The 12,034-nt window shown below is 66.8% G+C and carries 12 protein-coding genes; all 12 read left to right on the top strand.

Annotated features, from left to right (window positions below):
* Window positions 1-72 precede the first annotated feature (72 nt).
* Genes BMY25_RS14835 through BMY25_RS14890 form a run of 12 tightly spaced genes read left to right on the top strand, consistent with a single transcriptional unit; the run spans window position 73 to window position 12,012 of the window.
* The gene (locus BMY25_RS14835) at window positions 73-732 is read left to right on the top strand and encodes a cytochrome c3 family protein (protein ID WP_092497925.1); all 660 of its coding nucleotides are present in this window, start codon (window positions 73-75) and stop codon (window positions 730-732) included.
* Complete coding sequence (locus BMY25_RS14840) at window positions 720-3,815, top strand: 4Fe-4S dicluster domain-containing protein (protein WP_346432148.1); 3,096 nt, start codon at window positions 720-722, stop codon at window positions 3,813-3,815. Before BMY25_RS14835 ends, BMY25_RS14840 begins: the two co-directional genes overlap by 13 nt.
* A 3-nt stretch (window positions 3,816-3,818) precedes the next feature.
* A complete protein-coding gene (gene nrfD, locus BMY25_RS14845) occupies window positions 3,819-5,192 on the top strand; it encodes an NrfD/PsrC family molybdoenzyme membrane anchor subunit (protein ID WP_428976973.1) in 1,374 nt (457 codons plus the stop codon).
* Window positions 5,189-5,716 carry a DUF3341 domain-containing protein gene (locus tag BMY25_RS14850; RefSeq protein WP_092497927.1) on the top strand — a complete coding sequence of 176 codons (528 nt, stop codon included), beginning with the start codon at window positions 5,189-5,191 and terminating at the stop codon, window positions 5,714-5,716. The genes nrfD and BMY25_RS14850 overlap by 4 nt, the downstream gene beginning before the upstream one ends.
* Window positions 5,713-6,228: a c-type cytochrome gene (locus BMY25_RS14855; protein ID WP_177176878.1), complete on the top strand. Its 516-nt coding sequence runs from the start codon at window positions 5,713-5,715 to the stop codon at window positions 6,226-6,228. Before BMY25_RS14850 ends, BMY25_RS14855 begins: the two co-directional genes overlap by 4 nt.
* Complete coding sequence (locus tag BMY25_RS14860) at window positions 6,225-7,286, top strand: hypothetical protein (protein WP_092497929.1); 1,062 nt, start codon at window positions 6,225-6,227, stop codon at window positions 7,284-7,286. Before BMY25_RS14855 ends, BMY25_RS14860 begins: the two co-directional genes overlap by 4 nt.
* Window positions 7,279-7,695: a hypothetical protein gene (locus BMY25_RS14865; protein ID WP_092497931.1), complete on the top strand. Its 417-nt coding sequence runs from the start codon at window positions 7,279-7,281 to the stop codon at window positions 7,693-7,695. Before BMY25_RS14860 ends, BMY25_RS14865 begins: the two co-directional genes overlap by 8 nt.
* A complete protein-coding gene (locus BMY25_RS14870; protein ID WP_092497933.1) occupies window positions 7,692-8,495 on the top strand; it encodes an SCO family protein in 804 nt (267 codons plus the stop codon). The genes BMY25_RS14865 and BMY25_RS14870 overlap by 4 nt, the downstream gene beginning before the upstream one ends.
* Entirely contained in the window at window positions 8,492-9,439 is a 948-nt protein-coding gene (gene coxB / locus BMY25_RS14875; RefSeq protein WP_238858355.1) for a cytochrome c oxidase subunit II, read from the top strand. The genes BMY25_RS14870 and coxB overlap by 4 nt, the downstream gene beginning before the upstream one ends.
* The gene (gene ctaD, locus BMY25_RS14880; protein WP_092497935.1) at window positions 9,436-11,073 is read left to right on the top strand and encodes a cytochrome c oxidase subunit I; all 1,638 of its coding nucleotides are present in this window, start codon (window positions 9,436-9,438) and stop codon (window positions 11,071-11,073) included. Before coxB ends, ctaD begins: the two co-directional genes overlap by 4 nt.
* Window positions 11,066-11,734 carry a cytochrome c oxidase subunit 3 gene (locus BMY25_RS14885; protein WP_238858356.1) on the top strand — a complete coding sequence of 223 codons (669 nt, stop codon included), beginning with the start codon at window positions 11,066-11,068 and terminating at the stop codon, window positions 11,732-11,734. The genes ctaD and BMY25_RS14885 overlap by 8 nt, the downstream gene beginning before the upstream one ends.
* Entirely contained in the window at window positions 11,731-12,012 is a 282-nt protein-coding gene (locus BMY25_RS14890; RefSeq protein ID WP_092497937.1) for a cytochrome C oxidase subunit IV family protein, read from the top strand. Before BMY25_RS14885 ends, BMY25_RS14890 begins: the two co-directional genes overlap by 4 nt.
* Window positions 12,013-12,034 lie beyond the last annotated feature (22 nt).

Genomic DNA, 12,034 nt, shown 5'->3' on the forward strand with positions numbered 1-12,034 from the left:
CCGAAACCATTTAGCCATATGCTCATTCAAGGCCAGCCGGAACATAGATCCGGCGCAACCTGCCGGGGGGCAATGCCACAGGTCTTCAGACCTCGAGCCAATACGATCGCCAGATTGGTGCTGCTGGCGATCGTTCTGCTACCTGCCGCCGGCGTGGCGCTGGCCTGCACGCTGGTGCGCTCCGACTACATCACCCGCGTCGGCATGGCCGTGAACCAGCCCGTGCCCTTCAGCCACCAGCATCATGTCGCGGGGCTGGGGCTCGATTGCCGCTACTGCCACACCGGCGTGGAGAACAGCGCCTTCGCCGGCGTTCCGCCGACGCATACCTGCATGACCTGCCATTCTCAGGTCTGGACCAATGCCGACATCCTGGCGCCCGTCCGCCAGAGCCTCGCGAAGGACCAGCCGTTGCGCTGGAACCGCGTGCACAACCTGCCGAACTACGTCTATTTCGACCATTCCGTGCACATCGCGAAGGGCGTGGGCTGCACAACCTGCCACGGGCAGATCGACCAGATGCCGCTGACGGCCAAGTCGGCCTCGCTCCAGATGCAATGGTGCCTCGACTGCCACCGCGATCCCGCGCCCAATCTCCGGCCGAAGAACGAGATCTTCGCAACCGACTGGAACCCGCCGATGGACGAGCGCCGCAAGCAAGGGCACGAACTGCTGAAGGCCTACGGTGTCGATCCCTCCAAGCTCACGGATTGCTCGGTATGTCACCGCTAAGGCGCCCCATCACCCCGGAGGCGGGGCCCAGCGGCGGATGCGGCGGCGCCGCTTGCGGCTGCCACGCGGATCTGGAAACGCCCGCGCCGGCCCGAGGCTGGCAAAGCCTCGACGACTGGCAGCGCCTGAGCGAAGGCGGTCCCGCGCCCGTTCGCCGGCCGGAATTTCCCGCGATCATCCGGGAAGGACCGGTCAGCCGCCGCACGGCGCTGAAGCTGATGGCCGCCGCCAGCGCGCTCGCCACCGCCGCCTGCTCGCCGCGTCCGCAGAACGAGATCGTGCCTTACGTGAACATGCCGGAGCGCGTGGTGCCCGGCACGGATCTCCTGTTCGCGACGGCGCTGACGCTCGGGGGCTACGCGCAGCCGATCCTCGGCCAGACATGGGAGGGGCGGCCGACCAAGGTCGAGCCCAATCCCGACCACCCGTTCGGGGGCGGCGGCAGCGATCCCTTCCGGCAAGCGTCGGTGCTGACCCTCTACGATCCCGACCGCTCGCGCTCGCTGCTGCATGACGGCGACATCGCTTCCTGGAACAGCTTCATCCGGGTGGTCTCGCAAAAGGTCGCGACCTTCGAAAGCAATGACGGCGAGGGACTGCGCATCCTCACGGGCGCGCTGACCTCGCCGAGCCTCATCGACCAGATCGGCGCGCTTCTCCGAAAGTACCCCCGCGCGCGCTGGCACCAATGGGAGTCGCTGGGCGAAACGAACGCAGCCGCCGGGGCGGCGCTAGCCTTCGGGCGGTCGCTCCGGGCGGTGCCGCATTTCGACAAGGCGTTGCGGATCGTTTCGCTGGATGCCGATTTCCTCGGCCCCGGCCCGCATCAGGTCGCCTTCGCCAGCGGCTTTTCCGAGGGACGCCGCGCGCGGAGGGACAGCCGGGAACTGACGCGCCTCCATGTGGCGGAGCCGACGCTGACGATCACCGGCGCGAACGCCGATCACCGCCTGGCCCTGAGGCGTGCGGACATCGCGTCGCTCGCCCGCGCGCTGGCGCAGGAATTCGGGGCACCGGCCGCGACTACCGCGATCGTCCCGTCGGCGCGGGACTGGGCGCGGGACTGGGCGCGGAGAGCGGCGGCGGATCTTCGCGATGCGCCCGGCCGTGCACTGGTCGTGGTCGGCGAGGGCCAGCCGGCGGAGGTCCATGCCCTCGCCCACTGGATCAACGGCCGCATCGGCGCCTTCGGCGGCCCGGTCACTTTCATCGAACAGAACGCCCCGACGGGCGCCCCGATCGCCGGACTTGCGGCCGACATGAAGGCCGGCCACGTCGACACGCTGCTGATGCTCGACTGCAACCCGGCCTACGATGCGCCGGCCGAACTCGACTTCGCCAACGCGCTGCGCAACATCCCCTTTTCCGTGCATTATGGGATCTACGTGGACGAGACGGCGGCGCACAGCCACTGGCATGTGCCGGGCCTGCATCCCTTCGAGACGTGGACGGATGCGCGGACGCTGGACGGCACCGCCACGATCGCGCAGCCGCTGATCACGCCGCTCTACGACGGCAAGTCGGGCTTCGAGATCCTCGGCGCGCTGTTCGGCGGCTACGGGAACATCGCCAATGCGGACCGGCTGGCGGTGCAGGCGCATTGGCGCAGCTTCGGCCCGCCGGAGGCGATCGCCTCGCAAGGGGCGTTCGATCTCTGGTGGCGCAAGGCGCTCCGGGACGGCTTCGTCGCCGGCTCCGCCTTTCCCACGATTACCCCGCCCGAGCCGCGGTTCCCGCCCACGGCGCCGGCCATGCCTGCCGCAGCAGGCCGGGTGGAGCTCTGCTTCCTGCCCGATCCCTCCGTCTATGACGGGCGCTTCAGCAACAATGCATGGCTGCAGGAGCTGCCGAAGCCTGTCTCCAAGCAGGTCTGGGGCAATGCGGCGCTCATCTCCAAAGCGGATGCGCAGCGCCTCGGCGTCGGCGACGGCGATATCGTCCGCCTCTCGCGCGGCAGCGTCTTCCTCGATGCGCAGGCGATGATCGCGCCGGGCCAGGCGGAAGGCAGCATCGGGCTGCACCTGGGCTATGGCCGCAGCAATGCCGGGGAGATCGGCTCGCGGATCGGAGCGAACGCCTCGCTGCTCCGCACCTCCGATGCGCTGTGGTCCGCCGCCGATATCGCGGTGAAGAAGACCGGGGCGAAGCAGCCGCTGCTGACCACGCAGAGCCACCACTCGATGGAAGGCCGCGACATCGTCCGCAGCCATACGCTGGAAGATTTTCAGGAACTCGCCCGTGCCACGCCCGAGCACGAGCGCGAGGCGCCGGCGACGCTTTATCCCGACGATCCGCTGCATCCGAAAAGACCGGATGGATCGACCAAGCCGGATTACGCCTGGGCCATGGTGATCGACGAGAGCACCTGCATCGGCTGCAACGCCTGCGTGATCGCCTGCCAGGCGGAGAACAACGTCCCCGTCGTTGGCCCGGAGGAGATCGAGCGCGGCCGCGAGATGCACTGGCTCCGGGTCGATGCCTATTACGACGGCGCGCCGGACAACCCAGACGTGATGTTCCAGCCCGTGCCCTGCATGCATTGCGAGAAGGCGCCCTGCGAGCCGGTTTGTCCGGTGGAAGCCTCGGTCCACGATCACGAGGGGCTGAACGTGCAGGTCTACAATCGCTGCATCGGCACCCGCTTCTGCCAGGCGAACTGCCCCTACAAGGTCCGCCGCTTCAATTTCTTCGGCTACGGCAACGGCCAGGAATATGCCAATCTGGGCGAACCGATGCTGGAAGCCGTGCACAATCCCGACGTGACGGTGCGGGCGCGCGGCGTGATGGAGAAGTGCACCTATTGCGTCCAGCGCATCAGCCGCGCCCGGCGAACCGCGGAAAAGGAAGGGCGCGAGGTCGCCGAAGGCGAGGTCGTCACCGCCTGCCAGTCCGCCTGCCCGACGCAGGCGATCCAGTTCGGCGACATGGCTCGCCATGACTCCGCAGTCAGCAGCCTGAAGCGGGAGCCGCACGGCTACGATCTCCTGGCCGAACTCGGCACGCGCCCGCGCACCAGCTATCTCGGCCGCGTTCGCAGTTCCGGCCCCGCCCTTGGCCCTGGCGACACGCGGGAGGCGGGGTAGGTCATGGCGACGACCAAGCTCCACCTGACCGAGCGCGAAACCGCGGCGCGCTTCCTGCCGCGCGAAATGACCTATGACGAGGTCACCCGCGACGTCAGCGAGCAGATCCTGACCAAGCGCGTCGGCCGCGTCTGGTGGATCTTCTTCGCCATCAGCATTCTCGGCACCGGCCTGATGCTGGCCTCCATCGCCTGGCTCTTCATCGAAGGCATCGGCATCTGGGGCATCAACACCAGCAACATCTGGGGCTTTGCCATCGCCAATTATGTGTGGTGGATCGGCATCGGAAACGCGGGGACGCTGATCTCCTCCATGCTGTTGCTGACCCGGCAGAAATGGCGCTCGTCGATCAACCGCTTCGCCGAGGCGATGACGCTGTTCGCCGCCTCCATCGCCGGCCTCTTCCCGATCCTGCATCTCGGCCGACCCTATTATTTCTTCTGGCTCGTCCCCTATCCGTCGACGATGGATCTCTGGCCGCAATGGCGCAGCCCGCTGGTCTGGGACCTCTTCGCCATCGCCTCCTATCTGATCTTCTCGATCCTCTTCTGGTACACCGGGGTCATCCCCGATCTCGCGACCATGCGCGACCGCGCCCGCACCACCACGGGCCGGGTTCTCTATGGCGCCTTCGCGCTGGGCTGGACGGGATCCGCCCGCGACTGGGCGCGCTACGAGAAATACTACAAGGCCATGGCCGCGCTCGGCGTGCCGCTGGTCTGCTCGGTGCACAGCGTGGTCGGCCTCGACTTCGCCGCGGGCCTCGCTCCCGGCTGGCAGGAGACGATCTTCCCGCCTTACTTCGTCGTCGGCGCGATGTTCTCCGGGTTCGCCATGGTGGTGACGCTGGCGATCGCGATCCGCTGGGGCTTCGGCCTCCGCCACCTGATCACCGACAACCATCTCGACCTGATGGGCAAGATCCTGCTCATGGGCTCGCTGATCATGGGTATTTCCTACGCGACGGAATGGTTCATGAGCTGGTACGGCGGCAGCGACGCGGACCGCTCGGTGGTGTCCTTCGAGTTCACCGGCCCCTACGCGCCCTGGTATTGGCTGATGCTGTTCGGCAACGTGCTCGCGCCGCAGCTCCTCTGGTTCCGCACGGCCCGCATCAACACGGCGATCCTCATCTTCGTCGCCATCATGATCAATGTCGGCATGTGGCTGGAGCGCATCCTGATCGTCGCGGTCACGCCGTCGCACGACCAACTTCCCTCGCAGTGGCGGCTCTATTCCCCGACCATCTGGGACTGGTCGCTGTTCATCGGCACGCTCGGCTTCTTTCTCTTCATGTTCCTCTGCTTCGTCCGCCTCGTGCCGGTGGTCTCCATGCATGAGGTGAAGCAACTCGCGCACGAGCGGAGGTCGGCGTGAGCGAGCGCGACCTCATGGCCGAGTTCACCCAGCCGGAACCGCTGATGGAAGCGATCCGCGCGGCGCGGGCGGAAGGCTACGTGCGGCTGGAGGCCTATACGCCGTTCTCCATCGAGGAGATGCCGAAGGCGCTCGGCCTCAAACCCTCGCGGCTGCGCGTCGTCATGTTCGTCGGCGGCGTGATCGGCGCGGTTGCGGGCTACGGGTTGCAGCACTGGAGCGCGGTCAGCGCCTATCCCATCAACACCGGCGGACGGCCGCTGGCGAGTTGGCCCGCCTTCCTGATCGTGACTTTCGAGATCGCGGTCCTCTTCGCGGCGGTCGCGGGTTTTGCCGCCCTGATAATCCGCACCGGGCTGACGGAGCTCTCCAACCCCGTCTTCGCCACGCGCGGCTTCGAGCGCGTCACCCAGGACCGTTTCTTCCTGCGCGTCGACGCGAAGGACCCGAAGTTCGATCCGGTGGAAACCCGAGCATTCCTGGAACGCCTCTCGCCCGTGGCCGTCAACGTGGTGCCGACATGAAGCGCGCCGCCATCACCATCGGAATGGTTTTCGCGACGCTGGCGCTGGCCGGCTGCAAGCAGGACATGGACGAGCAGCCGAAGCTCCTGCCGCTTTCCGGCGCGGCGGCCTTCGACAAGGGACAGGCCGCGCGGCCGCTGCCGGAAGGCACGGTCGCCCGCAACGAAGCGGTGGATCCCGCCGAGGCAATGGCCGCTCCGACGGTCGACGCCGCTCTCGTCCAGCGCGGCCGCGAGCGCTACGAGATCTTCTGTTCGCCCTGCCACGGTTTTTCCGGCTATGGCGACGGCATGATCGTGAAGCGCGGCTTTCCCGCGCCGCCTTCCTTCCATTCGGAACGGCTGCGGCAAACCCCGGCCTCTCACGTCGTCGATGTCATCGCGAACGGGTACGGCGTCATGTATTCCTATGGCGACCGCGTCGCGCCGCGGGATCGCTGGGCAATCGCCGCCTATGTCCGCGCCCTGCAACTGTCGCAGGCGGGCGAGCCGCAGCCGGAGGCAATGCCATGACGCCGCTGCACAGCATCGCGGATCGCCCCCGCTGGGTGCTCGGCCTCGGCCTTCTCTGCTCGGTCGGGCTTGTCGTCGCCGGTCTCTTCCATCCCGGCACGGCGCTTCGCGCCTATCTCGTGGGCTGGCTGTTCTGGCTCTCCTTCCCCATCGGCGCGACCGTGCTACTGCTGATCCATGCGCTGACCGGCGGCCGCTGGGGCGAGGCGGTGCGGCCGGTGCTGGCTCCCGTCGCGCTCACCATGCCGCTCGCCGCGCTGGCGTCGCTGCCGGTGCTGATCGGCGCCCACGCGATCTATGGCTGGAGCGAACCGGAGGAATTGCGCTCCGCCGTCGTGCATTTCTACATGAACGTGCCCGGCTTCATCGCGCGCAGCGTCGTCGTGCTGGTGCTCTGGTCGCTGCTGGCGCTGCTTGCCGCGCGGCGGCGGCCATCCCCGCTCATCGCCGGCATCGGCCTCATCGTCTACGGCGTCACCGTCTCCTTCTCAGTGACGGACTGGGCGATGTCGGTGCAGGAAAAGTGGTTCTCCACCCTCTTCCCGGCCATCATCGCGATCAGCCAGATCCTTGCGGCAATCGGGCTCGCCACTCTCTTCCATCCCGCTGACGAGGACGGGGAAAGCACCGGCGATCTCGCGGGCCTGCTGATCGCGGGGCTGCTCGGCGTCACCTATCTCGGTTTCATGCAGGCCATCGTCATGTGGGCGGGCAACGTGCCGGAAAAGGTCGCCTGGTACCTGCCACGCATCGCCGGCGGCTGGCGCGTCGTGCTGATCCTGGCATTCGGCCTAGGGGCGGCGCTGCCGTTCCTGGCGCTGATCATGGAGCCCGTTCGCCAGAGCCCGTTCTGGACCCGGCTCGCCGCTTTCGCCGTGCTGGTCGGCCTGATGCTGCACACGCTCTGGCTGGTGGCGCCCACCTTCGTCGACGTTCCGGCGTGGCTGCTGGCGCTGGCCGTCGCCGCTCCCGGCCTTCTCTGGCTGGGCGCACTGGGCTTGGCCCTGCCTTTCCGCGCGGAGAAGCCGGCGAGCCCGATGGAGGCGCGGCATGGCTGATCCCGGCACCAAGGCCGCCCGCCACGAGGAAGCCGGGGTTCCGCTCAAGGTCGTCGGGCTCGGCATGCTCGCCTTCTTCCTGATCCTGGCGATCGGCGTCGGCTTTGCCGGTCTCCTGATGTGGATTCACCCGGAAGCGCCGCATGCCGCCATCGAGACGCCGCCGTCGCTCGCCACCGAGCCGCATCTGCAGCTCAACACCCGGACCGACATGGAAGCGCTCCGCCGGCTGCAGACGCAGCAGATCACCACGGGGGCGACGCTGCCGATCAACGAGGCGATGAACCGCATCGCGGCGCGTGGCAACGGCGCCTACGACCGTCTCGATCCGGCGCTGCCGGAAGCTCCGCTTCCCCCGGCCTCGCAGCCGGACGGCGGGGCATCCCTGCCGAACGGGAGCGGGCGATGATCGCCGGCCGTTCCGCCCCGATGCTGCTGGTTTCTCTCGTGGCGTGGCTCTCCGCGTCGCCGGCCCATGCCGGGCTGAGCAAGGCGGCGCTGGACGAGGTGCGCGTCGACCAGCATGTCGGCGAGATCCTGCCGCCGCAAAGCGTCGTGACGGATATCGATTCCGGCCCGACGACGCTCGGAAAGGAGCTCGGCGGCCAGCCGGCGCTCGCAGTCTTCGACGACTATACCTGCCAGACCTCCTGCGGCGTCGCGCTGGAAGCGCTGCTGCATCGCCTTTCCGGCTTTTCGCCCCGTGACTACCGCATCGTGGTCATGAGCCTCGATCCCAAGGACGGGGTGAAGGAGGCGCGTGACTTCGCGCAGGAGCACGTCACGGTCCCGGCGCAGCGCGCCTCCGTTCGCTTCACCACGGAGGACGAGGCGACGACGCACTCGCTGACCGATACGGCCGGGCTTCGCTACACCTACGATGCCGAGCACGACCAGTTCGCCCATCCGACCGTCGCGCTGCTTCTGGACGCGAAGGGCACCATCCGGCGCTATCTCGATCCCTTCCAGGCGCAGCCGCTCGACATGCGCCTCGCGCTGACAGAGGCGCAGGGCGACAAGGCCTCCATCGTGAACCGCATTTTCCTGACCTGTTACGCCTGGAACGCGGCGACCGGCACCTATACCCCGTTGATCGGCCGCATCCTGATGGCGTTCTGCTTCCTCACGGTCGGCCTGCTCGCGGGCGGCATCCTATTCCTGCTCCGGCTGGAGCGGCGAAGGACGGCAAGGCAGGAGCTTCTCTCGTGAACGACTTCCTGCCCACGGAGACCGTCGGATCCCAGGCCGCGAGCGCCACCGACCACCTCTTCTATGCGCTGCTCGGCATCTCCGTCGCGGTCGTCCTGCTCGTCTCCGGGCTGATCCTGGTCTTTTCCATCCGCTATCGCCGGGGATCGAAGGCGGATCGCTCGGAACTGCCGCCGATCCTGCAGAGAGAAGTGGAGATCGGCTGGACGCTCGCCACCCTGTTCCTGTTCCTCTCCATCTTCGGCTGGGCGGTGTCGGAGAACTTCTCGTTCGGCACGGTGCCGACGAACGGGCTGGAGATTCACGTGGTCGCCAAGCAGTGGATGTGGAAGCTCCAGCATCCGGGAGGCCAGCGCGAGATCAACGCCCTGCACGTCCCGGTGAACAAGCCGGTGCGGCTGATCATGAATTCCGAGGACGTGATCCATTCCTTCTACGTCCCCTCGTTCCGACTGAAGCAGGACGTGGTGCCGGGACTGACGACGCAGCTCGTCTTCACGCCCATCAAGGTCGGCACCTTCCGCCTGCTCTGCGCGGAATATTGCGGCACCGACCATTCCGCGATGACAGGCAAGATCGTGGTGATGACGCCGGAGGACTATTCCCGCTGGCTGGACACCTCGCCGGCCAGCGAGGATCTCGTGGCCCAGGGGCGGGACATCTTCACACGGCTCGGCTGCGCCGGCTGCCACGATGCGCGGGCGGCGGTGCGCGCGCCCGACCTCAAGGGCGTTTTCGGCCAGCCCGTGCCGCTGGCGGACGGCACCGTCGTGCAGGCGGACGAGACCTACCTGCGCGATTCCATCCTGCAGCCGCGCAAGCAGATCGTCGCCGGCTTCGATCCGGTGATGCCGAGCTTTGCCGGGCGCCTCAGCGACGCCGAACTTGAAACGGTGATCGCCTACCTCAAATCCCTCGCCGATACCGACGGAGATACCCGATGAGCGATGCCACCCTTGATATCGAGGGGCTGCACGATGCGGGACCGGACTATCTGCGCGCCGGCCACTCCGTCCTGTCCTGGCTGGGGGCGATCGACCACAAGCGCATCGCCATCCTCTATGCCGCCTCCACGACGTTCTTCTTCTTCGTGGGCGGCATGGCGGCGACCATGATCCGCGCCGAGCTGGTCGCGCCGCAAGGCCACTTCTTCACCAACGACACCTACAACAAGCTCTTCACGCTGCATGGCATCGTGATGGTGTGGTTCTTCCTGGTGCCGGTGATTCCCACCACGCTCGGCAACTTCCTGCTGCCCCTGATGCTGGGCGCCCGCGACCTCGCCTTCCCCCGGCTCAACCTGTTCAGCTGGTACCTCAACATCGCCGGCGGGGCGCTCACCATCGCCGCCATCCTGTTCGGCGGCGTGGCGACGGGCTGGACCTTCTACGAGCCCTTCACCTCGTTCTATGCCAACGGCTATGTCACGCTGGCGCTGATGGGCGTCTTCGTCGTCGGCTTCTCCACCATCGCGACGGCGCTGAACTTCATCGTCACGATCCATACGCTGCGCGCGCCGGGACTGACCTGGATGCGGCTGCCGCTCTTCGTCTGGTCGCTTTACGCGACGAGCCTGATCATGATCCTGGCGACGCCCGTGCTGGCGATCACGCTGCTGCTGGTGGCGGCGGAGCGGGTCTTCGACGTCGCCGTGTTCGACCCGACCCGGGGCGGCGACCCGATCCTGTTCCAGCATCTCTTCTGGTTCTATTCGCACCCGGCGGTCTACATCATGATCCTGCCCGGCATGGGCGTGGTGACGGAGATCATCACCTGCTTCGCCCGCCGCCGGGTCTTCGGCTATGCCACGATGGTGATGGCGCTGCTGGCGATCGCGGTGATCGGCTTCTTCGTCTGGGGACACCACATGTTCGTGTCCGGCCAGTCCTCCTATTCCAACCTGATCTTCTCGTTCCTGTCCTTCATGGTCGCCGTCCCCTCGGCCATCAAGGTGTTCAACTGGACGGCCACGCTCTATCGCGGCCAGATCACCTTCGAAGCCTCCATGCTCTATGCGCTGGGCTTCGTCGGGCTCTTCACCATGGGCGGGCTGACGGGCCTGTTCCTCGCCTCCGTGCCCATCGACGTGCATGTCACCGACACCTATTTCGTGGTGGCCCATTTCCACTACATCATGGTGGGCGGCATGGTTTCGGCGTTCTTCGGCGGGCTGCATTTCTGGTGGCCCAAGATCACCGGGCGGCTCTATTCCGAGAACTGGGCGAGGACGGCGGCGATGTTGATGTTCCTCGGCTTCAACCTGACCTTCTTCCCGCAATACATCATGGGCTATCTCGGCATGCCTCGGCGCTATCACACCTATCCGCCGGAGTTTCAGGTCTACCACGTGATGTCGTCGCTGGGGGCGGTGGTGCTGGCCGTCGCCTACCTCCTGCCGCTCTTCTATCTCACGGCCTCGCTCTTCCGCGGCCGCATCGCCGGCGCCAACCCGTGGGATTCGACGGGGCTGGAATGGACGACCACCTCGCCCCCGCCGGAGCATAATTTCCACACCACGCCGCGCATCACGCGCGGCCCCTACGGGTATCACCCGCCTGGCGAGGCCGCCCGTGTCTGACGCCGCCCTGCCGGAGGAAGCCTTGGGCAAGGGCAGCATCGTCGCCGAACAGTTCGACGACCGCGAGCAGCAATCGCTTTCGGCCGAACTCGGCATGTGGATCTTTTTGGGCACGGAGATCCTGTTCTTCAGCGGCCTGTTCCTGGGCTTCACGATCTATCGGCATCTCTATCCGGGCGCCTTCCTGACGGCCGCGCGCGAGACGCTGGTCTCCATCGGCACGACCAACACCGCCGTGCTGCTGACCAGCAGCGTGACCGTGGCTCTGGCGGTGAAGGCGGCCGAGCAGAAGCGGCTGAGGGTGCTCACCTGGATGATCGGCCTGACCATCCTGCTCGGCCTCGCCTTCATGGCTCTCAAGGGCTACGAATATCGCGAGGACTGGCATGAGCACCTGATCCCCGGCGCTCACGACTTCCCGCTGTCGCCACAGCAGACGCAGATCTTCTGGTCGTTCTACTGGATCATGACCGGCATCCATGCCGTCCACGTCACGATCGGCCTCGGCATCTGGAGCGCCCTGCTGGTGCTCTTCCGCATCGGCCGGATCGACCCGACGCGCAGTTCCGCCGTCTCCGTCGCCGGCCTCTACTGGCACTTCGTGGATATCGTCTGGATTTTTCTCTGGCCGCTCCTCTACCTCGGGGGACGTTCGGGATGAGCGCGAAGCACGGTTCGCTGCTCTGGCCGGAACTCGGCGTCTGGCTGGCCCTCCTGGCGCTGGTGGCGATTTCCTTCGTCTGCGCCTTTCTCCCGCTCGGCGCCTTCAACAGCGTGATCAGCTACGGCGTGGCCATCGTGAAGACGGCGCTGGTGGTCTGGATCTTCATGCACATGAAATCCTCCCCCCCGCTGATCAGGATCGCCGGCGCTGCGTCGCTCTTCTGGTTCTTCGTGCTTTTCGCGCTGACCTGGGCGGACTTCCTGACGAGACTGTGAAGCCAAGGATCGGCATCCTGAT

The sequence above is a fragment of the Faunimonas pinastri genome, from assembly GCF_900110915.1.
Taxonomy (GTDB): Bacteria; Pseudomonadota; Alphaproteobacteria; order Rhizobiales; family Afifellaceae; genus Faunimonas; species Faunimonas pinastri.